General features: G+C 68.1%; 21 protein-coding genes and 1 tRNA gene. 10 read left to right on the top strand and 12 right to left on the bottom strand.

Going from position 1 to position 21,276, the window contains the following annotated elements:
• Window positions 1-17: 17 nt before the first annotated feature.
• Entirely contained in the window at window positions 18-1,619 is a 1,602-nt protein-coding gene (locus ABB55_RS07235; RefSeq protein ID WP_152981955.1) for a hypothetical protein, read from the bottom strand.
• Window positions 1,620-1,804: 185 nt separating this feature from the next.
• Between ABB55_RS07235 and ABB55_RS07230 the strand changes: the two genes are divergently transcribed.
• A complete protein-coding gene (locus ABB55_RS07230; protein WP_054358210.1) occupies window positions 1,805-2,332 on the top strand; it encodes a DUF1993 domain-containing protein in 528 nt (175 codons plus the stop codon).
• A gap of 422 nt (window positions 2,333-2,754) precedes the next feature.
• Here the strand turns inward: ABB55_RS07230 and ABB55_RS07225 are convergent, their stop codons facing one another.
• Both ABB55_RS07225 and ABB55_RS07220 read right to left on the bottom strand, forming a co-directional pair.
• Entirely contained in the window at window positions 2,755-3,330 is a 576-nt protein-coding gene (locus tag ABB55_RS07225; RefSeq protein WP_054358209.1) for a Uma2 family endonuclease, read from the bottom strand.
• A gap of 93 nt (window positions 3,331-3,423) precedes the next feature.
• Window positions 3,424-3,714 (bottom strand): HlyU family transcriptional regulator, encoded by a 291-nt coding sequence (locus ABB55_RS07220; RefSeq protein ID WP_054358208.1) that lies wholly within the window; start codon window positions 3,712-3,714, stop codon window positions 3,424-3,426.
• Between the two features lie 288 nt (window positions 3,715-4,002).
• On the opposite strand from ABB55_RS07220, the gene ABB55_RS07215 reads away from it, so the two are divergent.
• Window positions 4,003-4,512, top strand: a complete 510-nt coding sequence (locus ABB55_RS07215) for a hypothetical protein (protein ID WP_054358207.1) — start codon at window positions 4,003-4,005, stop codon at window positions 4,510-4,512.
• A gap of 56 nt (window positions 4,513-4,568) precedes the next feature.
• Here the strand turns inward: ABB55_RS07215 and ABB55_RS07210 are convergent, their stop codons facing one another.
• From ABB55_RS07210 to ABB55_RS07195, 4 genes are all read right to left on the bottom strand, one after another.
• The gene (locus tag ABB55_RS07210; RefSeq protein ID WP_054358206.1) at window positions 4,569-4,835 is read right to left on the bottom strand and encodes a hypothetical protein; all 267 of its coding nucleotides are present in this window, start codon (window positions 4,833-4,835) and stop codon (window positions 4,569-4,571) included.
• Between the two features lie 73 nt (window positions 4,836-4,908).
• Window positions 4,909-6,909 carry an RNA polymerase sigma factor RpoD gene (gene rpoD / locus ABB55_RS07205; protein WP_054358205.1) on the bottom strand — a complete coding sequence of 667 codons (2,001 nt, stop codon included), beginning with the start codon at window positions 6,907-6,909 and terminating at the stop codon, window positions 4,909-4,911.
• Between the two features lie 389 nt (window positions 6,910-7,298).
• Complete coding sequence (locus ABB55_RS07200; RefSeq protein WP_054358204.1) at window positions 7,299-8,123, bottom strand: dienelactone hydrolase family protein; 825 nt, start codon at window positions 8,121-8,123, stop codon at window positions 7,299-7,301.
• A 154-nt stretch (window positions 8,124-8,277) separates the two neighbouring features.
• Window positions 8,278-8,874, bottom strand: coding sequence for a histidine phosphatase family protein (locus ABB55_RS07195; RefSeq protein WP_054358203.1), 597 nt, complete (start codon window positions 8,872-8,874; stop codon window positions 8,278-8,280).
• 207 nt (window positions 8,875-9,081) lie between these two features.
• On the opposite strand from ABB55_RS07195, the gene ABB55_RS07190 reads away from it, so the two are divergent.
• Window positions 9,082-10,014, top strand: a complete 933-nt coding sequence (locus ABB55_RS07190) for a GGDEF domain-containing protein (protein ID WP_054358202.1) — start codon at window positions 9,082-9,084, stop codon at window positions 10,012-10,014.
• A 25-nt stretch (window positions 10,015-10,039) separates the two neighbouring features.
• Here the strand turns inward: ABB55_RS07190 and fabI are convergent, their stop codons facing one another.
• On the bottom strand, window positions 10,040-10,858 hold the full coding sequence (gene fabI / locus ABB55_RS07185; protein ID WP_054358201.1) for an enoyl-ACP reductase FabI: 819 nt from the start codon (window positions 10,856-10,858) through the stop codon (window positions 10,040-10,042).
• A gap of 293 nt (window positions 10,859-11,151) precedes the next feature.
• On the opposite strand from fabI, the gene ABB55_RS07180 reads away from it, so the two are divergent.
• Complete coding sequence (locus ABB55_RS07180) at window positions 11,152-12,582, top strand: FAD-binding oxidoreductase (protein WP_054358200.1); 1,431 nt, start codon at window positions 11,152-11,154, stop codon at window positions 12,580-12,582.
• 15 nt (window positions 12,583-12,597) lie between these two features.
• Here ABB55_RS07180 and ABB55_RS07175 read toward each other — a convergent pair whose 3' ends face one another.
• Entirely contained in the window at window positions 12,598-13,437 is an 840-nt protein-coding gene (locus tag ABB55_RS07175) for an SOS response-associated peptidase (protein WP_054358199.1), read from the bottom strand.
• 350 nt (window positions 13,438-13,787) lie between these two features.
• Here ABB55_RS07175 and ABB55_RS30270 point away from each other — a divergent pair, with 350 nt between their 5' ends.
• The 4 genes from ABB55_RS30270 to ABB55_RS07155 all read left to right on the top strand — a co-directional run bounded on the left by ABB55_RS30270 (window position 13,788) and on the right by ABB55_RS07155 (window position 15,894).
• Window positions 13,788-14,312: a hypothetical protein gene (locus ABB55_RS30270; protein WP_160321182.1), complete on the top strand. Its 525-nt coding sequence runs from the start codon at window positions 13,788-13,790 to the stop codon at window positions 14,310-14,312.
• A gap of 59 nt (window positions 14,313-14,371) precedes the next feature.
• Complete coding sequence (locus tag ABB55_RS30265; RefSeq protein ID WP_054358197.1) at window positions 14,372-14,830, top strand: NUDIX hydrolase; 459 nt, start codon at window positions 14,372-14,374, stop codon at window positions 14,828-14,830.
• 221 nt (window positions 14,831-15,051) lie between these two features.
• Window positions 15,052-15,453, top strand: coding sequence for a TIGR02301 family protein (locus ABB55_RS07160; protein WP_083463425.1), 402 nt, complete (start codon window positions 15,052-15,054; stop codon window positions 15,451-15,453).
• A 180-nt stretch (window positions 15,454-15,633) separates the two neighbouring features.
• Window positions 15,634-15,894 carry a hypothetical protein gene (locus ABB55_RS07155; protein ID WP_054358196.1) on the top strand — a complete coding sequence of 87 codons (261 nt, stop codon included), beginning with the start codon at window positions 15,634-15,636 and terminating at the stop codon, window positions 15,892-15,894.
• Window positions 15,895-15,959: 65 nt separating this feature from the next.
• Here ABB55_RS07155 and ABB55_RS07150 read toward each other — a convergent pair whose 3' ends face one another.
• Window positions 15,960-16,601: a LysE family translocator gene (locus tag ABB55_RS07150; RefSeq protein WP_054358195.1), complete on the bottom strand. Its 642-nt coding sequence runs from the start codon at window positions 16,599-16,601 to the stop codon at window positions 15,960-15,962.
• Between the two features lie 284 nt (window positions 16,602-16,885).
• A complete protein-coding gene (locus ABB55_RS07145; protein WP_083463424.1) occupies window positions 16,886-17,320 on the bottom strand; it encodes a septal ring lytic transglycosylase RlpA family protein in 435 nt (144 codons plus the stop codon).
• A 599-nt stretch (window positions 17,321-17,919) separates the two neighbouring features.
• On the opposite strand from ABB55_RS07145, the gene ABB55_RS07140 reads away from it, so the two are divergent.
• Window positions 17,920-17,995, top strand: a tRNA-Ile gene (locus ABB55_RS07140).
• 183 nt (window positions 17,996-18,178) lie between these two features.
• Here ABB55_RS07140 and ABB55_RS07135 read toward each other — a convergent pair.
• Window positions 18,179-19,369: a pyridoxal-phosphate-dependent aminotransferase family protein gene (locus tag ABB55_RS07135; RefSeq protein ID WP_054361888.1), complete on the bottom strand. Its 1,191-nt coding sequence runs from the start codon at window positions 19,367-19,369 to the stop codon at window positions 18,179-18,181.
• A 343-nt stretch (window positions 19,370-19,712) separates the two neighbouring features.
• Between ABB55_RS07135 and ABB55_RS07130 the strand changes: the two genes are divergently transcribed.
• Window positions 19,713-21,242: a trimethylamine methyltransferase family protein gene (locus ABB55_RS07130; RefSeq protein ID WP_152982240.1), complete on the top strand. Its 1,530-nt coding sequence runs from the start codon at window positions 19,713-19,715 to the stop codon at window positions 21,240-21,242.
• The last annotated feature ends 34 nt before the right edge of the window (window positions 21,243-21,276 follow it).

Below are 21,276 nucleotides of genomic sequence, written 5' to 3'. Positions count from 1 at the left end.
AGGATGGGTTGTAAGGGTCAAAGGCCGGTCATGTTCCGAAGCCACTCGATGATCGTGTGGAGATAGGGGAGTAGCCGCGTGCTGACCTTTTCCCACGCTTCCATATTCTTGACGTAGTCCGGCCCCTGCTTGAGGACTTTTCCAAGGGCGTTTAATGTCCTTGCGATCGCGCCTGATTTCTCAATCTCGGGATCCAGCGTCTGAATGGGATCGGGCGGGAGTTCGATCTTCGAGATGCCGGACTCGCCTGCGACCGACGGCTGTTCCACGGTCGACGGCGGACCGCTTTCCACGTCCAAAGCCTGACCGACATTCGGTGCGAACACCTCCGGCGTCGCCTCGGCGATCGCCTGACGGGCCTGGTCGACGGCATCCTGGGGCAAGGGTTCCGGCAGGGCGTGCGTGCGAACGCTTTCGAAGAATTCAAGCAGCTCCTGGAAGTGAGGGCGGATTCCAATGTGCTGCTCGAGAAATCCTTTCACGTCGGCGACAAACGGCCGCGGCAGCTCATCCTGCTCCGCGACCAATAATTCGCGCAAGGCGCGAGCGCTGCGGTCTGCCAGATAGATGTTCCCGTCGTCGCCGTCCGGGAACCACTGGAGATATCCTTCCAGATGCTCCCGGTACTCAACCCGGCAATTGTAGCGACCTTTGGCAATCTTCGCTGAGATGTCCTTGGCTATCTCGCGGCATGCCTGCATCTTGCGCGCAAGGTCGCGCGGATCGTTCCGCGGTCCCAGCACCGGCAAGGCCGAGCCGCCTAAGGCGATCACGCCATCCTGCCATTTGAAGCTGACCGGCGAGGGAATATCGAGCGGTTCCAGATCGCCTATGCTCTGGACGCCATCCCGGGACGCCCGCCGATTGGCGGCGGTCTTCGCCTTCTCCGCCGCGATCAGGCGCTTGATCTCCGCATTGACCGCCTTGGGGCCTTGCTCCCAGAGATCGTCCGGCAAGGTCGCACGGGCGATCTCAAGCGATCGGCGCCAGGGACGTTTGCCGGCGAGGCGGTCGTCGTACCAGTCGGTCCAGACGTCCCAGTCGTCACCAGCCGAGAGCAGGTCGCGCTTCAATGCGTCCCATCCTGCTTTGCTCGAACTCGTTATGCGGTCCGGCCAGAGCGGCCTTCCTGCGAGGATAGTAGGTGTTAGTCCCTCCTCCATGGTGGCGGCGTCAAAGGAAAGGGCTTCAGCTGAGGCTTTGCGGTCGTCTGCGGCGGCTGCCAAAGCCGCAGAAACGGAATAGGCTGCGAAGGCAGCAGCCTCCCCCGAGGCATTCGATGCCACGGCAGCAGCTGTGTAGGCTGCGGACGTCGAGGTTGAGGCGGCTACTGCAACGACAGACGCAGCAGAGGCAGCAGCAGACGCGGCGTCATCCGCAGCGGAAGCATAAGGACGAAGGCCTACGCTCTGAGCCGGAAACCTAGAAGCAACCCATGACACGGCCATACCGCGGAATGTTGGAAGGACAATATCCTGGATCCGCTCATGGGGAATGATCACCCGGTGAAGAGTCGGTAGCACTCGCAGCGCAGCTCTGGCAGCTAGAACAATCGCCACATCTCGGGGCTTTTCCGAAAGCCAGGCTTCTGTTTCGCGGCGATTTGTGAAATCAACCATCCGCCCATCCCGCCCGAGTCCGAACTCAGTATCCCCCAACGGCACTTCTGTTTCAACCAGCCTTCCGCCCCCGCGCCGCCGACAACCCACCGCCCGCCTTCCCCGGTCGCCTCAGGTGCGCTATCCCGGGCGCATTCCGGTTCTTCACCCTTCGGCGGCCGGTGCCGAGACAGGATTCCCCCCCAATGACCCTCTCCCTTTCCGAAATTTCCGTGCCGGTCTTCGTTCGCACGCTGGAGGCGCTTTCGGGTGTGCTCGACAAGGCGGCGGGGCATTGTGCGGCGAAGAAGATCGATCCGGCCGTGATGGCGGCGACGCGGCTCATTCCGGACATGTTCGCGCTGTCGCGCCAGGTTCAGATCGCCTGCGACTTCGCCAAGAACGCCACGGCCCGGCTCGCCGGCGTCGAGGCGCCGCGCTTCGAGGATGACGAGACGACGCTCGACCAGCTGAAGGCGCGCATCGCCAAGACGGCCGACTTCCTGAGAAACGTCGATGCGGCGGCCATCGATGCCGGCGGTTCGCGCCAGATCGTCTTCCCGGTCGGGCCGAACAAGATGCAGATGGGCGGCACCAACTATCTCGTCCATTTCGCGATGCCGAACTTCCATTTCCACATCGTCGCCGCCTACGCGATCCTGCGCGCCGCCGGCGTCGAGATCGGCAAGCGCGACTTCATGGGCGCCGTGCCGGACTTCAAGCCGGCCGCCTGACGTCGGATCGGTCGCGGCGCGTCGGCGCGGCATACCCGGCCGGCCGGCCGCCGCGCGGCGCTGCGAAGCCCGGCCCCTGCCGGCTCAGTCGCGGGGGCGGGGCTCGGCCCGGACCGGGCTTGCCGGGCCGCTCTCGAACCCGGAGCGACCGGCCGGACCGGATCGGTTGCTTCGGGGCGCCCCAGGGCGGGGGAGGTTGGCGCCGGGCGCGGACGACACCGCCGGACGGCGTCGGCATGCGGGCCGGAGGCATAATACCAACGGCGCAGGATGCTGACGCATCGGGCCGTTGAAGTAACGCGAATTTCTCATAGGCGTCAGAGGCATGAGAAATCCGCGTCTCGAATACCGACGATCATTCCATGACCGTCGGTATAAGCGCGCGCCCTCCGATCGGCCGATGTCGTCCGACGGCGTGCGGTTCAGTCTTCGGGGAAATCGGCGAGGCGGACCGAGAAGCCCGGGATCAACTGCGGGCGGAGTTCGGCCTCCGCCGGCCAGGCGGCGACGGAGCGGTAGCCGTCTCCGGCGGGGTCCCGGTGGACATGCGTGACGCGCCGCGCCGCGTCGATCACCCAATATTCGCGGACACCCTCGCCGGCATAGAGCGCCGGCTTGCGGCCGAGATCGTAGCCGAGCGTGGAGTCCGACAGTTCGATCACCAGCAGCGCGTCGCGGCCGGTCACCGCGGCCTGCCGGACGCCGGCCGGAAAGATCAGGAAATCCGGTTCCAGATAGAGCGTCGGTTCCAGCCGCCAGCCGGTTTCGGGGATGAACAGCGCCTCCGGCGGCAGGCCGCGGACGAGGCGATAGATCATCGCGCGCTTCAGGATTTCGTGGCGCGCGCTCTTGTCGGCTCGCGGGATCAGCTCCCCGTGGACGATCTCCAGCCGCTCCTCAGGCCCGACGATCCCGGCCTCGACCATGCGGTCGAGATCCGCGATCGTGAAGGCGCGGCGCGGCAGACCATCGGCGGCAAGGACGGTTGGAGCGCTCATGGTGCCGCAATCTATAGTGGCGGCGCCGATCCGTGAAGCCGGGGCCGGTATCGCGGGCGTACGCGTGCCGCAGGCACCCGGCGCGCCGGCCCGTCAGTCGAAAATCTTGCCGCGGCGTTCGTCGATGATCTGGCGCGCCTTGCGGAAGGTCATGTCGAGGGCGTCGTCGCGCGACGCCATGCGGTCGGCGCGGATGAAGCGATGCTCCTTCAGGACGCCGTCGATCTCGCGCCGGATCACCCCGCAGACCTGATGCTGGCCGCCTTCGAGAAACGGCGTCGCCTCGATCACGAAGCCCTCATGCTCCTGGGTCGGGCCGGGCTGGGGCGCGGCCGGCGCGGACGGGCCGCCGCCGAGGCCGAAAAGCTTCTTCAGGAAGGACATCGGTGCCGCTCGCTCTGCATGGCCGGTTCAGCGCCGGCGGTCGCCGACCGCCGCCGTCCCGGCAGGCAAACCACGCCGGCCGGACGAGCGTCAAGCCTCGCGCGCATCGGCCCATCGCGTAAGCCCGCCAAACAGGCATCCTGCCGCGCATTGCCACCTTGCCGGTCCGGTGTCCGGTCGACTAAGGGTTGAGCGATCCGAACCGGCCCCACGCCGCCGATCGATCCCGCCCCTCCGGCCCGCAAGCCCTCGTGCGCCGCCCCGTCTTCGCGCTCGACATGTTTTCCGATGATGCGCTCCGGTGTCGCCGCCCTTCTGGCGGTGCTCGTCCTCTCCGGCCCGCCGGCGGCGGCCCTCGATCCGACCTCGGCCTTTTCGAACCCGGATTTCCAGCCGGTCGACCTCGATGGCTTCATCGCAGGGCGCAACGCACTGCGGTTCCGCAAAGGACCGAATTTCTTCCGGCCGCTCGATCCCGTCGTGGTCATGGGTACGCTGAAGCGTCCGCCCTTCCTGTGGCCGGCCGGCGCGCCCTATTACGAAGAGTCGGCACGCCTCAACGAAATCCCCACCCCGCCGACCGCCCGCTACGGGCTGGAGGTCACGAGCCGGGCGGGGCGCACGGTGATCTTCCACCTGCAGGACATGACGGCGGCTTCGATCATGGCCGAGATTGCCCGCGACGGGACGCAGTGCTGCATCGGCAAACCGGTCCGCATCTGGGCGCGCTCGGCCTATATCACCAAGGACGGCCGCCACGGTTTCATGGCGATCGGCGTCGCCACCCACGCGAAATGATGCAGGGGTGGCCGGCGGGCGGCTTCGTTCGGTCGCCGCCCGTTCACACCGGACCGTCAGGCCTGCTCGGCCCGATACCGTTCGATGGCGGCGAGGATGAAGGCGTGCGCCTCGTCCTGAGGCATGTAGCTCGCGTCATAGCCGTCCGGCTTCCCGTACGGCTCCTCATAGTACCAGAGCGGGTCCCCGGCCGGATCGCTGCCGCCGATGCCGACCGACCAGTGATCCCAGCGGGCGCGGAAATAGATCGGCAGGCCGTCGAAGGTTCCTTCGGCTTGGACCGGTGCCGCGCGGGCCGTCCATTCCAAGACCACTTCGACCATGGCTGGGCCTCCCCGGTCGGTCTTTGACGGATCGAGCGGTCCGCCGCGACCGGAACCGGACGCGGCGGTGTCTTCAGTTGTCCAGGAAGCTGCGCAGCTTGCGGCTGCGGCTGGGGTGCTTGAGCTTGCGCAGGGCCTTGGCTTCGATCTGGCGGATGCGTTCGCGGGTGACCGAGAACTGCTGGCCGACCTCTTCGAGCGTGTGGTCGGTGTTCATGCCGATGCCGAAGCGCATGCGCAGCACGCGCTCCTCGCGCGGGGTGAGCGAGGCGAGCACGCGCGTGGTGGTCTCGCGCAGGTTCGACTGGATCGCCGCGTCGATCGGCAGGATCGCGTTCTTGTCCTCGATGAAGTCGCCGAGATGGCTGTCCTCCTCGTCGCCGATCGGGGTCTCGAGGCTGATCGGCTCCTTGGCGATCTTGAGGACCTTGCGCACCTTTTCGAGCGGCATGCCGAGCTTCTCGGCCAGCTCCTCCGGGGTCGGCTCGCGGCCGATCTCGTGCAGCATCTGGCGCGAGGTGCGCACGATCTTGTTGATCGTCTCGATCATGTGCACCGGGATGCGGATCGTGCGCGCCTGGTCGGCGATCGAGCGGGTGATGGCCTGCCGGATCCACCAGGTCGCATAGGTCGAGAACTTGTAGCCGCGCCGGTACTCGAACTTGTCGACCGCCTTCATCAGGCCGATGTTGCCCTCCTGGATCAGGTCCAGGAACTGCAGGCCGCGGTTGGTGTATTTCTTCGCGATCGAGATGACGAGGCGCAGGTTGGCCTCGACCATCTCCTTCTTGGCCTGCCGGGCCTCGCGCTCGCCCTTCTGCACCATGTGGACGATGCGGCGGAACTCGGTGATCTCCAGGCCGGTCTCGGTGGCGAGCGTCTGGATCTCCAGGCGCAGGTCCTGGACCGCATCGGAATCCGACTTGACCAGGTCGCGCCAGCCGCGCGTCGTCAGGGTGGCGACGCGGCGCACCCAGTGCGGATCGAGCTCGGAGCCCTGGTAGTTCTTGAGGAAGTCCTCGCGCCCGACGCCGTAGCTTTCGGCCAGACGCAGCAGGCGGCCTTCCTGGCCCATCAGACGCTTGTTGATGTCGTAGAGCTGTTCGACCAGGCTGTCGATGCGGGCCTGGTTGAGCGACAGGCTCTTCACGTCGAGGATCAGCTCGTCCTTGAGCTTCTTGTAGCGGCGCTCCTGCGACGGCGACAGGGCTTCGTTCTTGAGCGCGCCTTCGACATGCTGGTCCTGCAGGCGGCGCAGCTTCTTGTACTGGTCGGCGATGCGGTCGAAGGTCTCAACGACCTTCGGCTTCAGCTCGGCCTCCATGGCGGAGAGCGAGACGTTGCCCTCCATGTCGTCGTCCATGTCGTCGGCCAGTTCGCCTTCCGGCAGTTCCGGCTCGGCTTCGCCCTCGGCCGCATCGGCGGGCACCATCGGCGGGCCGCCGGCGAGCGGCGCCTTGCCGTCCGGGCCGGCATAGGTGGCCTCGAGGTCGATGATGTCGCGGAGGAGGATCTTCCCCTCGTTGAGCTCGTCGCGCCAGATGATGATGGCCTGGAAGGTCAGCGGGCTCTCGCACAGCCCCGCGATCATCGCCTCGCGGCCGGCCTCGATGCGCTTGGCGATGGCGATCTCGCCTTCGCGCGACAGAAGCTCGACCGAGCCCATCTCGCGCAGATACATGCGCACGGGGTCGTCGGTGCGGTCGGCCGGCTCGCGCGCGGTCTTGGTCAGGGTCGGTGCGGTCGAGGTCGCCTCGACGAGGTCGCCGCCCTCGGCTTCCTCTTCGGCATTGTCGGCGCCCTTCTCGGCCGCCTCGGCATCCTCGACTTCGTCCGATTCGATGACGTTGATGCCCATCTCGTTGAGCATGGCGAGGATGTCCTCGATCTGCTCGGAGGTGACCTCCTCGGAGGGCAGCACGTCATTGAGTTCGTCATAGGTGACAAAGCCGCGCTTCTTGGCGGCCTTGATCATCCGCTTGACGGCGGCATCGGAGAGATCGAGCAGCGGCCCATCCTGGGTCTCGGGGGCCTGGACTTCGCCCTCTTCCTGCTCCGCAGCCTTCGTCGCCATGTAGCTCAGTCTCCTGATGTGCCGCCGGGAACGCCCCCCGTCGTCGATCGCTCGCCGACAGGTGAACCGAAACAGCGTCCCTCGCGTAGTGCCGTCGAATACAGGTCGCGCCTTAAACCGCGCTTAACCGTGCAAGGCAGCGACGGTTCCTCACTCACTTGGAGCCGATCAGCCCGTCCGGGTCCTGTCCGGATAGCTAAAGCGCCCGCCGCATTCGACAATAGGTCCGGGACTCCGCACGGGCGGAGTTTTCCGGAGGACGCTTATGTAACGGGTGATTCGGATTCCGCAAGGGTGATTCGTTAAGGCATCGGCGCGCCGGCGCGAACCGGCCGCACCGTTGCCAGTCTGCATTGTCCGCGCCGGCCCCGGCGACGGGGCGGCGGCCGTCAGGCGAGATGCTTCCTCAGGAAGAACAGCGTCCGCTCCCAGGCGAGCGCCGCGTCCTCGGCATCGTAGCGCGCCCCGGTCGGGTTGGCGAAGGCGTGGTCGGCCTCGTACCAGTAGACCGTCAGGATGTCGGCCTTGCCGGCCTCGCGCATGGACTTCTCGAAGCCGGCCACCATGTCGGCGTTGATCGACTTGTCGAGCGTGCCGAAATGGCCGAGCACCGGCCCCTTCAGCGGCTTGAGCTCGGCGGCCGTCTTCTTGACGTTGCCGTAATAGACCACCGTCGCCTCGACCGGCGTCGCGATGGCGGTGTTCAGCGCCCAGCCGCCGCCGAAGCACCAGCCCATGGTCGCGACCTTGCCGTTCGCGCGTTCGTGCCGGCGCAGGAAGGCGACCGCGGCGGTCAGGCCGGCCGTGGCGGCTGCGGGGTCGAGCGCCTGCACGAGGGTGCGGGCGGTCTCGGAATCCTCGGCGACCTTGCCGAACAGGTCGACGGCCAGCACCAGGAACCCCTGCTGCGCCATCTCGGCGGCGACGGCCTTGATCTGGTCATTGAGGCCCCACCATTCGTGGACGATCACCACGGCGGGCGCCTTGCCGCCGCCGTCCGGGATGGCCAGCGATCCGGTCAGGCTGCGTCCGCCGGCGACCGGGACCGAGACATCGGCGAGCGTCGCGGCCGCGCCGGCGGCGAGCGCCTTGTCGGCCAGGACCGCGGCGAGCGGCAGCGTGGCGGCACCGAGCAGGAAGGCCCGGCGGAGTTCGTCCGGCACCTTGATCGGCGGCATATCGCGGTGGTGGCCGCACCCATCCAGACTGCACATCGGCCGTCTCCGAACCCTGCTCAGAACCCGTTCGGACGCCGGCGCTCTCGGCCGGACCGCCAGGGTCGCTTGTTGTGCGTCCCGGACGGTTGCCGTCGGTTCCGGCTTGCAGACGCCGTGCCGACCGATGCCGGGCAAATCGTTGGGACACGAACTATATCCAGTTTTCCGCGCCGTTGCGCCAGACGGATATCATGTCCTGGGGCACGAAAATTTCGGCCAGATGCGGATCGAAGGTGCCGAGCATCAGCGCCTTCAGGACGCGGTAGACGCCGCCGTGGGAGACCACCACCGTATCCGGGCCGACGGTATCGAGCCACCGCCCGACGCGGTCCTGCAGCATCACGTAGCTCTCGCCCCGCGGCGGCAGATAGTGCCACTTGTCGGCCCGGATCGCCGCGTGGGCGGCCGGATCGATCGACCGGATGTCTTCGTAGGTGTAGCCCTCGTAGTCGCCGAAGGAGACCTCGGCCAGCGCCGGTTCGACCGTGTAGCCGGCCGGGTCGAGGCCGAGCGCGCCGCGGACGATCTCCATGGTCATGCGGGCGCGCCCGAGCGGGCTTGCCACGTAGCGGAACTCGGCCGGTGAGCGGCCGGTCTCGGCAAGGAAGGCGGCGAGCGTCCTGCCGTTGCGCAAGGCCTGGCCGCGCCCGACTTCGTTGAGCGGGATGTCCTTCGAGCCTTGCAGGCGGCCGGCCAGGTTCCAGTCGGTCTGGCCGTGGCGGATATGGATCAGGTCGGGTCGGCTCATCCTGCGGCGAACTCGGCTTCATGGGCGGGCGTCACGGCGCCCTGTCTCTGCCTGACCGCCTGTATGCCAGGACGCTGCCGCGCCCGCCAGGGCCTGCCGCGGCGAAAGACGGCGGCCGGCGGCATGGTTCAAATGCAATGGAAATTGTTGACGCTTTGCCAGACGGCGCGGCGTTACCATGCTGGCCGGATCCTCAGGACATGCGAGATGTCGGAATTCACTCTCTACAGGCTGCTCGATCGGGTGTTTCCCAGGAGCTACAATCTCAAACTCTTTCTGGTCGCCTTCATCGGAACGCACCTGCCGCTCCTGGCCACGCTCGCCTTCTTCACCTTCGACGAGCAGGCCGGCAAGGATACCGTCAGCATCGTGGTGGTTCTGCTGGCCGCGACCCTGATCGGGACGGCGATCACGCTGACGGGCCTGCATTTCGTGCTGAAGCCGATCGAGACGGCGACCGAGGCGCTGAAGAGCTACGAGGCCGAACGGACCGTCCGGTCGCTCCCGGTCGACCATGACGACCAGGCCGGGCAACTGCTGAAGTCGGTGCACACCCTGATGCAGACGGTCGAACTGCTGCTGCATCGCCAGGAGCGGGCGGCCGTGATCGACCCGCTGACCGGCCTCGCCAACCGGCGCGGCTTCCGGGAATGCCTCGACCGGCTGGAGCGCCAACTGAAGCCGACCGCGACGGTCGCGCTGTTCGTGATCGACATCGACCGGTTCAAGTCGGTCAACGATACCCACGGCCACGTCGTCGGCGATCTGGTGCTGGCCGATGTCGGCCGCATCCTGGCCGACCATGTCCGCGACGCCGAGATCGCGGCACGCCATGGCGGCGAGGAGTTCGTGATCTTCCTGCCGGATGCCGCGCCGGACTATGCGCTGGCGCGCGCCGAGCGCCTGCTCGCCGCCATCGAAGGGCACGAATTCGAAGCCTGCCCGCATCTTCGCGTCACGGCCAGCGCCGGCATCGCGGTCATGCCGGCGGCGTCGCTCGATATCGACGACCTCTTCGACCGGGCCGACCGGGCGCTCTACCGGGCCAAGCGCTCCGGCCGCAACAAGGTCGTCGCCGCCCATGCGGCCAGCGACGATCTGATCAATCCGGAGGACGGGGTGATCTGGGCGGCCGGCTGAGCCGGTCGTCCGCAGCGCCGGCGGGTCAGTCCTTGACGACCGAGATGTCCGGCGCGTCGACCGCCTTCATGCCCACGACGTGGTAGCCGGCATCGACATGGGTGATTTCGCCCGTGACGCCGCGCGACAGGTCGGACAGCAGGAACAGCCCGGTGTCGCCGACCTCCTCGATGGTCACGGTCCGCTTCAGCGGGGCGTTGTATTCGTTCCAGCGCAGGATGTAGCGGAAGTCGCCGATTCCGGACGCCGCCAGGGTCTTGATCGGGCCGGCCGAAATGGCGTTGACGCGGATCGCGCGGCTGCCGAGGTCGACCGCGAGATAGCGCACCGAGGCCTCCAGGGCGGCCTTGGCGACGCCCATCACGTTGTAGTGCGGCATCACCTTCTCGGCGCCGTAATAGGTCAGCGTCAGCATCGAGCCGCCGTCGGTCATCAGCTTTTCGGCGCGCTGCGCGACAGCCGTGAAGCTGTAGACGGAGATCAGCATGGTCTTGGCGAAATTGTCTTCGGTCGTGTCGACATAACGACCGGTCAGCTGATCCTTGTCGGAAAAGGCGATCGCGTGGACGATGAAGTCGATCTTGCCCCACAGCCGTTCGACCTCGGCGAAGACCGCGTCGATGGTGGTCGCATCGGTCACGTCGCAATGGCCGACCACCTTGGCGCCGATCTCGGCGGCCAGCGGCTCGACCCGCTTCCTGAGCGCATCGCCTTGATAGGTCAGCGCAATCTCGGCGCCCGCGGCAGCCGCCGCCTTGGCGATACCCCAGGCGATCGACCGGTTGTTCGCGATCCCCATCACGAGGCCGCGCTTGCCGGCCATCAAACCCGTCGTATCTGCCATTTCCACCGCCCCGATCCAGAGCGGGCGCACCTCCAGGCGCGCCCTGAGCGGCCTCCTATGGCACAAGCCTATCCTGCACCGCAAGAAGCCGGCCTCACCCTGCTACCGCATCGGGAACCGACCCGGGCGGTTCGGAGACCCACGTTGGGCATTCTCGACCGGCGCGACCGCGGTGCGGGACGGCGCGACAGTCCCGGTTCGGCGCGGGGCGGGACGGCCCGGCCGATGAAGCGGGTTACACGACCGCGCCGCAATGCTAAGGGCAGGGACGAGGCCCACCGGAACCCCCGCTCATGCCGAGCCGTCCCGCACCGCCGTCCGCCGATCTCATCGCCCGGTTCGCCGCCATCGTCGGCGGGCGCCACGCCCTGACGGCCGCTGACGATACCCGCCCCTACCTGATCGAATGGCGCGATCGCTACGAGGGCGTCTCGCCCCTGGTGCTGCGGCCCGGCTCCACGGCCGAGGTGGCGGCGATCCTGAAGCTCGCCAGCGAGACCGGCACGCCGATCGTGCCGCAGGGCGGCAATACCGGCCTGGTCGGCGGCCAGGTGCCCGACGAGAGCGGCACCGAGATCGTGCTGTCGCTCGGCCGGCTCGACCGTATCCGCGCCATCGATCCGGCGGCCAGCACCATGACGGCCGAGGCCGGCGTGATCCTCGACCGCATCCACGACGCGGCCGACGCGGTCGACCGCCTGTTTCCGCTCACGCTCGGCAGCCAGGGCAGCTGCACCATCGGCGGCAATCTCTCCTCCAATGCCGGCGGCACCGCCGTGCTCGCCTACGGCAATGCGCGCGACATGGTGCTCGGCCTGGAGGTGGTGCTGCCGACCGGCGAGATCGTCGAGGGCCTGCGGGCGCTGCGCAAGGACAATGCCGGCTACGACCTGAAGCAGCTCTTTCTGGGCACCGAGGGCACGCTCGGCGTGATCACCGCCGCGGTCCTGAAACTCTGGGCGAAGCCGAAGGCGCAGGAGGTGGCGGTCGCCGGCGTCGCGACGCCGGCCGACGCGCTCGCCGCTCTCGGGCTCGCCAAGACCCGCGCCGGCGCTCAGTTGACCGCCTTCGAGATCATGCCGCGCCGGCTGGTCGAATTCTATCTCGCGCACCAGCCGGGCAGCCGGGATCCGCTGTCGACGCCGGCGCCCTGGTATCTCCTCGTCGAGGTCTCGGTCGGCACCGGCCTGGCCGAGGCGCGCGCCTTGATGGAGGCGGTGCTCGAGGACGGGCTCGCCGCCGGCTTGATCCAGGATGCGACCATCGCCCAGTCGGTCGCCCAGGCGAAGGACTTCTGGCGCATGCGGCACGGCATGTCGGAGGTGCAGAAGCATGAGGGCGGCTCGATCAAGCACGACGTGTCGCTGCCGCTCTCGGCCCTGCCGGACTTCCTCGCCCGCGCGACCGAGGCCGTCGAGCGGCTGGTTCCCGGCTGCCGGCCGGTGCCCTTCGGCCATCTCGGCGACGGCAACATCCACTTCAACGTCAGCCAGCCGGTCGGCGGCGACAAGGCCGCCTTCCTGGCCGGATGGGAGGCGATGAACGCGGTCGTCCACGGCATCGTCACCGAACTCGGCGGCTCGATCGCGGCCGAGCATGGCGTCGGGCGCATGAAGCGGGCGATACTTGCCGGCGTGCGCAGCCCGGTCGAGATGATGCTCATGCGCCGCCTCAAGGCGACCCTCGACCCGGCCGGCATTCTCAATCCCGGCAAGGTGGTGTGACGGCGGCCGGCGGCTCTACAGGAGATCGAGCTGGCCGCCTGCAGCCTTGCCGCCGGCGGCCTTCTTGCGCGGCGCGGCCCGCCGGGTCGGGTTCGGCGCGCCGGTGGGCCCGGCCGGGTCCTGCGTCTGCTCCTGCACCCGCGCCCCTGCGGCGGTTTCGCCTTCCGGCGCGGCCGGCGGCGGCAGCGGTTCGGTCAGCGGCAGCAGCAGCCGCTCGTCGTCGTTGACGACCTTGTTGACCCTCTCGGAGACCGGCACGGCCTCGAAATAGTCGTCGTCGACCGGGGCGATCAGGCGCATCGCCTCCGCCACGTCGACATGCATCGTGTCGATCCAGGCGGCGTGATGCTCGGGGCCGACCACGGCCGGCATGCGGTCGTGGATCGCCGCGATGGCGCGGTTGGCCGGCACGGTCAGGATGCAGGCGGTGTCGATCTCCGAGCCGTCCTTCGACGACCAGGTTTCCCACAGCCCCGCGAAGGCGGTCAGCCCGCCATGGCGCGGGCGGATGAAGAAGGGCTGCTTGCCGGCCGGCGTGCGCCGCCACTCGTAGAAGCCGCTGGCCGGCACCAGGCAGCGCCGGTGGCGCATGGCGGCGCGGAACGACGGCTTGGTCGCGGCCGTCTCGGCGCGGGCATTGATAATCAGTGAGAACGCCTTCGGATCGGCCACCCATCCGGGCAGGAAGCCCCAGCGGGCGAGCAGGAATTTCGGTGTCGCCCCCGGGCCGGTGACGATCGCGATCGGCTGCGTCGGCGCGATGTTGAAGCGCGGCGGAAAGTTCGGCTGCTCGGCATAGCGGAACAGCGCGCGCACTTCCTCGGGCGTGGCGGTCAGGACGAAGCGTCCGCACATGTCAGGTCTCCTTGGCCGGCAGTCTAGCAGGCTTCTGAAAATCTCTCCGACCCCGCCATTCTGTCATCCCCGGCTTGTCCCGGGGATCCAGTGCGATGGCCAAGTCCTTGGAAAGTCTGGGTTCCCGGGACAAGCCCGGAGATGACAGAGTTGAAACGGCCCGCGTCTGATCGCGTACCGACGTGCTTTTCAGCAATCTGCTAGCCCGCAGAATCCGAATATGCGCGCTTCCCGTCCGCCGGCGGCCCCCCGCCGGTCTTGCGGCGGATGACGCTGCGTCTGGTTAAGAAAATTGGAAACATTGCAGGCCATAGTCGTCGGAAGGCCGGAAAGGCGCGGGGGTTGGGGACATGCAAGCGGCATTGATGGAGAGCGAGGACGTCGATCGAGACCGTCTCAGCCCCGAAAAGCTCGCCGCTGCCAACATCAACCCGACGACACGTCTCGCCACCGACTATCTCAACCACTACAACAACGCGGTGATGCTGCTGGACATCCTCCCGGCGATGCCCGAATGCGCCGCGGAAATCGAGGCCTGGCAGCCGATCGCCTACGAGGATTATTTCTCCCATTCGCATTTCCGCGAGCGCGACCTGGCGATCTCGGCCTATCGCCGCGCCGATCCGGCGGTCCGCCGCGCTTTCGATGCCGCGGTCAGCGAACTCGACACCGCCATGCTGGAGACCCGCCATCTGGTGCTGTCGGGCGATCCCACCGATCCCGTCATGGCGGCGGAACTGCACCGCCAGCAACGCGAATACCTACAGCCGCTGATCGCGCGCACCTCGGCCATCGTCAACGGCGCCGGTGCGCTGCGCGAGGCCGACCTGGATGTCGATGCCGCCCAGCACTCGGTCGACCAGCTCTTTCCATAACGCGCAGTCTGCGCCATCCGGGGCGCGACAGGCGCCGCCGCCTTGCCTATCGTCGCCCCATGAGCGAATCCACGACGGACATTCTCGCCCAGCTCGGGCGGCCGCTTCTCGGCGTCAGCGTCTCGGTCTGGCGCGGCGATCGCGTGCTGCTGATCCGGCGCGGCCGCGATCCCGGGCGCGGATTGTGGGCGCCGGTCGGCGGCAAGGTGGCGCTCGGCGAGCGCCTCGCCGAGGCCGCGTTGCGCGAGGTGCGCGAGGAGACCGGTGTGGAATGCCGGCTGACGCCGCTGTCCGATCTGCGCGAGATGATCATGCCCGCACGCGACGGCCGTCCGGCCAGCCATGTCGTGCTCGCGGTCTACGGGGCCGACTGGATCTCCGGCGAGCCGATCGCGGGCGACGATGCCGAAGCGGCATCCTGGTTCGCGCCCGCCGACTTCGACGGCCTCGCGATGGTGCCGGGCACGGTGCCCTACATTCTCGCCACCCGCCGACTGATCGGTGGCGGGGCGCCTTGAAAATCGGCTAGAAGGGCAATCGCAAGGAGGGCCGTTCCGATGCGGCACGGCATGACGGGACGGCGACCCGTGAGGAGCGGCACGGCATGACGGGACGGCGACCCGTTAGGAACGGCACGGCATGACGGGACGGCGACCCGTGAGGAACGGCACGGCATGACGGGACGGCGACCCGTGAGGAGCGGCACGGCATGACGGGACGGCGACCCGTGAGGAGCGGCATGGCTGGACGGGCGCGGCGGGCGTTGGCCCGGCTGCTGGCGGCCGGCATCGCCGCCACGCTGGTCGCGGCGGTCCCGGCCCGTGCCCTGCCGGGCGATCCGCCCTATGCCGAATCGCTGATGCGGCTGGCCGAGATCCTGGGCGGCCTGCATCACCTGCGGCCGCTGTGCGGCGCGCCGGACGGTCAGATCTGGCGGCAGAAGATGTCGGCGCTGCTCCAGGCCCAGGACCCGACCCCGGAGGACCGCAAACGCCTGGTCGAGCGCTTCAATCAGAGCTACCGCTCGCTGGCCGAAATCCACCGGACCTGCACCCCGGCGGCGATCGAGATCATCGACCGCTATCTGGCCGAGGGCGGACGGCTGACGCGGGACATCGTCTCGCGCTACGGCCGGCCCTGACGGGCCGCGCCGGGGCTCGACAGGGCCCTTGTTTATCAACCGAAATTAACCATTTCTTGAGAAACTTTAATACTCGTTAACGTTGGCACGAGGTTAACCGCGCCAGAGAAATTTCGCCATGCTACCAATTCTGTCGGGGATAGGACCGGGTGCAGGACGCACCCTGGATGGGACGACATCATGCTCGACGAGCGGAAGGCCGACGAGGTCGAAACGACAGTCGCCGACAAGAAGCGCGCGGCCTACGAGATCGTGGCCGATGCCATGGCGGAAGCCGAGGCGGAGGGGATCGAATACGAGATCGTCACCCAGGCGGCGCTGTTTGCCGTGCTGACGGAACTGGTCGGGCACTATGGCGAGGCCGCCGTGGCGGCCCTGGCCGGGCGCCTCTCCGACCGGATCATGGCCGGCGAATATACCCTGGTGCGCCCGCTGCAGTAGCGCCGAGGTATCGGCGCTCACGCGAAGCCGTGCGCCGGATGCGCCAATGACGATGCCGGGTGCTCTCACGCGAAGCCGAGCGCCGCGCAGGCGAGGCGGCCCAGGATCGCCGCACCGAAGACAATCAGAACGGCGCCGGCACCCTGGTTGATTCGCTCCAGGCCGCGATCGGTCAGCTTGTCTCGGACCACCGAGACCAGCGAGGCGACGAAGAACCACCAGCCGCAGCCCCCGGCGAGGACGCCGAGCACCAGCAGCGTCGCGCCGAGATAGTCGCCGGGCGCCGGGGCGAGATCGCCAAGCGAACCGAACACGGCGATGAAGCCGAGCACGGTGGCCGGATTGGTCACCGTCATGCCAAACGAGGTCAGCGCGGTCGAGAGAATGCTGTCGCGCGCGCTGCCGCCGGCGGCCAGATGCGGGTGCATGCGCATGATCCGGATGCCGAAGACGATCAGCACCAGGCCGCCGACCAGTTGGAAGAGCGAGGAATAGCCCGCGATGAAGGCGGCCGTGGCGGTGAAGCCGTAGGCGGCGAGTGCGGCGAACAGGCCGTCGGCGAACACGGCGCCGATGCCGGCGGCGAGCCCGGCCAGGAAGCCGCGCCGGAAGGCGAGCTGGATGCACATGATGTTGACGGGGCCGATCGGGGCGGAGAACAGGATGCCGATCCCGATGCCCTTGACCACCAACCAGATATCGATCACCCGCGCCTCACGTTCCGTCGCCCGTGAAGAGTTAGAACACGGCGCGCGGGTCGACAACCGTTCCCGACAGTTCGCGGTTCCCAAATCCCGGCCGTCTCGGGCACCGGGCTGTCACGGTGTCATGGGCCGGTCGCCCGGGCGGAGGCGGATCGGAGCGGAAGCCGCCGGGGGCGACGTGCCCCAGCGGCTTCCTGATGGTTCGTCGCGGGGCGCGCGCCTTGGGGCTCAGGGGCCGAACGGCATCCGTCCGGCGCGACCGCGTGCGCCCCGCGAGAGGATGGCGTTTAGCGCTCGACCATCCGGACCGGCTCGGCGGCGTCCGCGTTGGCACCAACGCGTTCGACACGGACCTTGGCCAGGCCGCTGGCGATGAAGCCGAGCTGGGCGGCGGCGCCCCGGCTCACGTCGATGATGCGGCCGCGGACGAAGGGCCCGCGATCGTTGATGCGCACCATCACGGTCTTGCCGTTGTTGAGATTGGTGACCTTGACCCGCGATCCGAGCGGGTAGGAGCGATGGGCGGCGGTCATGGCGTTCTGATTGAAGCGCTCGCCCGATGCGGTCGGTCCGCCATGCAGGCGGCCGCCGTAGAAGGAGGCGATGCCGACACCTTCGGCAGACGCCGGGTTGCCCGTGACTGCCGAGAGGCCGAGGCCCAGCATGGCGGCAGCGAGGGGCGTGCCGCGCGACACGCGCGGCGAGACAGTGCAATTCTTCATTGTTGGGTTCTCCAGGTTTGGTTGCGGGGTCGCATGCCCCGATGCCGTGTCCTTTGGTCTCCTGGTTGAAGGGGGCGACCGCGTGCGGCTCGCGAGCCGGTCCGACGGTCGTGCTGGGTCCGGTGGCGGCCGACTGCGCGTCGGGCCGGCACGGCGGAACGTGGGGGTGGGCGAAGTCCGGCACCGGACGGGCGCAAACCGCAGATCGGGGCCGGAACCGAGGCGTCAGTGACGCGGGGCGCGGAGGCGGCGCTTGAGCCGCAGGAGGCGCCCGGCGGACAGCGCTGTTGCATGTCCGCCACAGAGGACCCGACTTGTCGGGCATTCGACGCCGTTGGCGCCGGAAACGAGGAGTTCAATGCGGCTTGCAATGCGCCGATCTGGGCCCGAGGGCAGGAACGGGTCCGGCTGGAACTGAGCCGGCAAGGCCAGAAACGCATTACAAATCATTCACTTACTCACTCTTTTGCACTTCACTTGCGAAAGCCACCATATCCCGGACTGTGACCAGAATGGGGCGTGCTTGTCCGCACTGCCCGGGGGTGCTACTCAGCCACACGTCGCAATCGGCCTCACGGCGACTCGTTTCCGTGTGGTCCGGGCCCGTAGCTCAACGGTTAGAGCTGGCCGCTCATAACGGTCTGGTTGCTGGTTCGAATCCGGCCGGGCCCACCAAATCGCACCGACAGAACGGTCATGCCGCCGCCGGCCGGACGGAGATCCGGTCCGGTCTCATGTCATTGACAGGGCGGGGAGAATTCCGTGGCGCGTCCGGGTGCGGAGCGCCCTTGCGCATGGAGCCACGCCCGGGCTGAGCGGCGGAGTCGTGCGCCGCCGCTCAGCCGTCGCGCGGATGCCTCAGGCCGGCGCGCCGAAATGCCGTTGCAGCGCGGTCAGGGCCGCCTGCACGCCGCCGTCGCCGATCGGCAGGCCGAGGGCCTTCAGCGCAACTTCCGTGGCGCCGAGCGTGCCGAGCACCATCGGCGCATTGGCATAGCCCATATGGGCGATGCGGAAGGCCTTGCCGGTCAGATCGCCGATGCCGGAGCCGAGCACGACGCCGGCATTCTGCCGCGTGAAGTCGCGCAGGGCCTGCGGATCAAAGCCGGGCGTCAGAATGGTCGTCACCGCCGGCGAGCGTTCGGCCGGGGCCAGCACGTTGAATTCGAGCGCGCCGCCCTCCGCCCAGACCGCCACGGCCGCCTGCACGGCCGCCGCCAGGCCGAGATGGCGGGCCCAGACCCGTTCCAACCCTTCCTCGAACAAGAGGCCGAGCGAGGCCTCCAGGCCGAACAGCATGTGCTCGGGCGCGGTGCCGCAGAATTTCCGGTAGTTCTCGGGCAGGTCGCGCGCCGTCCAGTCCCAATAGGCGGTGCGCAGGCCGGCCGTCCGGTGCGCTGCCTTGGCCTTCGGGCTGGCGGCCACGAAGGACAGGCCGGGCGTCATCATCAGCCCCTTCTGCGAGCAGGTCACCGAGACGTCGATCGCCCAGCGGTCCATTTCGTATTCCATGCAGCCGACCGAGGCGATGCCGTCGACCATGAACAGCGCCGGATGGCCGGCCGCGTCGATCGCCGCCCGGATCGCCGGGATGTCGTTGACCACGCCCGAGGCGGTGTCGATCTGGACGACCAGGATGGCCTTGATCGCGTGCAGCGTGTCGGCCTTGAGCCGGGCCTCGACGGCGGCCGGGTCGACCGCCTTGCGCCAGTCGCCCGGCAGCACCTCGATCGTGAGCCCCAGGAATTCGCCCTGGTCGCCCCAGCCGCGCGCGAAGCGCCCGCTCTCCAGGACCAGCACATGGTCGCCGCGCGACAGCGTGTTGGTCAGGGCCGCCTCCCAGGCGCCATGCCCGTTGGCGATATAGATGTAGGTCGAGCCCTCGGTCCGGAACACCGCCTTCAGGGTTTCCAGGCAATGGCCGGTCGTGGCCAGCAGTTCGTCGGCATAGATGTCGACCGCCGGCCGGTGCATCGCCTGCAGGACCACGTCGGGCACGTTGGTCGGGCCCGGAATGGACAGGAACTCGCGACCGCGGGCGAGCGGCACGGGCGCGGCTTTCGGTCGGGCCGGGGCGGGTCCGCCGGTCTTCGAGGCATGATCCTGGTACATGGGAGGCTGTGTTTTCCGGGTTTTCGGGGCCGACCGGGTCCGCTGCGTCCCGAACCGGCCGGTTTGAATGCCGGATTATGCGTCGAACCGGCGTCCGGCACCAGGACCGAACGTCTTCGAGGAGCCATGCCGGGATGGCAGGCCGCCGGCCTCCGGTGATGGTCATGTCGCATTTCTGGGGGGTGCGGTCGCATATCCCGCGGTGCTGCGGTCTCCTGGCGACCGATACTGCGGGCATGACCTCGGTCCGAGGCCGCAGGAGATGGGTTCGATGAACGAGATGAGGCGGCGTCGCGAGGGCGGACGGGCGCGTCAGACGGGGCCGGCGCGCTTGCCGCAGCTGCCGCTTCAGCGCGTCGCAAATCCCTATCCGCCGATGGAGCTGCTCTCCGCCGACCAGGTCGAGGCGATCCACCTCACGTCGCTGCGCATTCTCGAAGAACTCGGGATCGAAGTGATGTCGCCGCGCGCGCTGTCGCTCTTCGCCGCGGCCGGCGCCAAGGTCGACCATGCCTCGATGACGGTGCGCATCGACCGCGGGCTGGTCGAGCAGGCGCTCGCGACGGCGCCGGCCAGTTTCGCGCTGACGCCGCGCAATCCGGACAAGCAGGTCTTCTTCGGCGGCAACGTGATCAATTTCGGCCTCGTCGCCGGGCCGCCCAACGTGCACGACCGCGAGCGCGGCCGGCGGTCGGGCAATTTCGCGGACTATTGCGATTTCATCCGCCTGACGCAGTATTTCAACACGCTGCACCTGATCGGCAATCAGGTCTGCGCGCCGGTCGAGATGCCGGCCAATTCGCGCCATCTCGACACCTATCGCGCCAACCTGACGCTGTCCGACCTCGTCTATCACTGCTCGGCGATCGGTGCCGGCCGGGCCATCGACGGCATCCGCATGATGGCGATCACGCGCGGGCTGACCATTGAGCAGATGAAGACCGATCCGTCGGTCCTGACCATCATCTCGGTCAACAGCCCGCGCCGGTTCGACGACGCCATGTCGGAGGGCCTGATGGCCATGGCCGAGCATGGCCAGGCGACCGTGATCACGCCCTTCACGCTGATGGGCGCCATGGCGCCGGTCTCGCTGGCCGGGGCGCTGGCGCAGCAGAATGCTGAGGCGCTGGCTGGCATCGTGCTGACTCAATTGGTCAATCCCGGCGCGCCGGTGATCTACGGCGCCTTCACGTCGAATGTCGACATGCGCTCCGGCGCGCCGGCCTTCGGCACCCCGGAGAACACCAAGGCCAATGTGATCGGCGGCCAGTTCGCCCGGCGCTACCGGCTGCCCTACCGCTCGACCAACGGCAACGCGTCCAATGCGGTCGATGCCCAGGCGGTCTACGAGACCGAAATGGCGCTCTGGGGGGCCGTGCTCGGCCATACCAACCTGCTCTATCATGCCGCCGGCTGGCTGGAAGGCGGGCTCACGGCCTCCTACGAAAAGCTGGTGCTCGACATCGAGATGCTCCAGCACATGGTCGAGTTCCTGAAGCCGATCCCGGTCGACGACGGCGAACTGGCCTTCGACGCCATCGCGGGCGTGCCGACCGGCGGCCACTTCTTCGGCTCGCCGCACACCATGGGCCGCTACGAGACCGCCTTCTACCGGCCGCTCGTCTCCAACTGGCAGAATTACGAGAACTGGCAGATCGCCGGCGGCAAGGACGCGACCGAGCGGGCGACCGACATCTGGAAGCGGGCGCTCGCCGAATATGAGGAGCCGCCGATGGACCCTGCGATCCGCGAGGAGCTCGACGCCTATGTGACGACACGGCGCGAGGCGATCGGCCACGACGAGCCGTGATCCCGCGGTTGCGCCGCCCGCCTTGCGCCCCGCC

It is taken from the genome of Prosthecodimorpha hirschii (assembly GCF_001305515.1).
Lineage (GTDB): Bacteria > Pseudomonadota > Alphaproteobacteria > Rhizobiales > Ancalomicrobiaceae > Prosthecodimorpha > Prosthecodimorpha hirschii.
This window is presented reverse-complemented; position numbering and strand designations above follow the sequence as displayed.

Excerpts from the sequence above, each read along its gene's own strand:
- ABB55_RS07235 (WP_152981955.1), bottom strand. The coding sequence starts at position 1,619 with ATGGTTGATTTCACAAATCGCCGCGAAACAGAAGCCTGGCTTTCGGAA.
- ABB55_RS07230 (WP_054358210.1), top strand. The coding sequence starts at position 1,805 with ATGACCCTCTCCCTTTCCGAAATTTCCGTGCCGGTCTTCGTTCGCACG.
- ABB55_RS07225 (WP_054358209.1), bottom strand. The coding sequence starts at position 3,330 with ATGAGCGCTCCAACCGTCCTTGCCGCCGATGGTCTGCCGCGCCGCGCC.
- ABB55_RS07220 (WP_054358208.1), bottom strand. The coding sequence starts at position 3,714 with ATGTCCTTCCTGAAGAAGCTTTTCGGCCTCGGCGGCGGCCCGTCCGCG.
- ABB55_RS07215 (WP_054358207.1), top strand. The coding sequence starts at position 4,003 with ATGATGCGCTCCGGTGTCGCCGCCCTTCTGGCGGTGCTCGTCCTCTCC.
- ABB55_RS07210 (WP_054358206.1), bottom strand. The coding sequence starts at position 4,835 with ATGGTCGAAGTGGTCTTGGAATGGACGGCCCGCGCGGCACCGGTCCAA.
- rpoD (WP_054358205.1), bottom strand. The coding sequence starts at position 6,909 with ATGGCGACGAAGGCTGCGGAGCAGGAAGAGGGCGAAGTCCAGGCCCCC.
- ABB55_RS07200 (WP_054358204.1), bottom strand. The coding sequence starts at position 8,123 with ATGTGCAGTCTGGATGGGTGCGGCCACCACCGCGATATGCCGCCGATC.
- ABB55_RS07195 (WP_054358203.1), bottom strand. The coding sequence starts at position 8,874 with ATGAGCCGACCCGACCTGATCCATATCCGCCACGGCCAGACCGACTGG.
- ABB55_RS07190 (WP_054358202.1), top strand. The coding sequence starts at position 9,082 with ATGTCGGAATTCACTCTCTACAGGCTGCTCGATCGGGTGTTTCCCAGG.
- fabI (WP_054358201.1), bottom strand. The coding sequence starts at position 10,858 with ATGGCAGATACGACGGGTTTGATGGCCGGCAAGCGCGGCCTCGTGATG.
- ABB55_RS07180 (WP_054358200.1), top strand. The coding sequence starts at position 11,152 with ATGCCGAGCCGTCCCGCACCGCCGTCCGCCGATCTCATCGCCCGGTTC.
- ABB55_RS07175 (WP_054358199.1), bottom strand. The coding sequence starts at position 13,437 with ATGTGCGGACGCTTCGTCCTGACCGCCACGCCCGAGGAAGTGCGCGCG.
- ABB55_RS30270 (WP_160321182.1), top strand. The coding sequence starts at position 13,788 with ATGCAAGCGGCATTGATGGAGAGCGAGGACGTCGATCGAGACCGTCTC.
- ABB55_RS30265 (WP_054358197.1), top strand. The coding sequence starts at position 14,372 with ATGAGCGAATCCACGACGGACATTCTCGCCCAGCTCGGGCGGCCGCTT.
- ABB55_RS07160 (WP_083463425.1), top strand. The coding sequence starts at position 15,052 with ATGGCTGGACGGGCGCGGCGGGCGTTGGCCCGGCTGCTGGCGGCCGGC.
- ABB55_RS07155 (WP_054358196.1), top strand. The coding sequence starts at position 15,634 with ATGCTCGACGAGCGGAAGGCCGACGAGGTCGAAACGACAGTCGCCGAC.
- ABB55_RS07145 (WP_083463424.1), bottom strand. The coding sequence starts at position 17,320 with ATGAAGAATTGCACTGTCTCGCCGCGCGTGTCGCGCGGCACGCCCCTC.
- ABB55_RS07130 (WP_152982240.1), top strand. The coding sequence starts at position 19,713 with ATGAGGCGGCGTCGCGAGGGCGGACGGGCGCGTCAGACGGGGCCGGCG.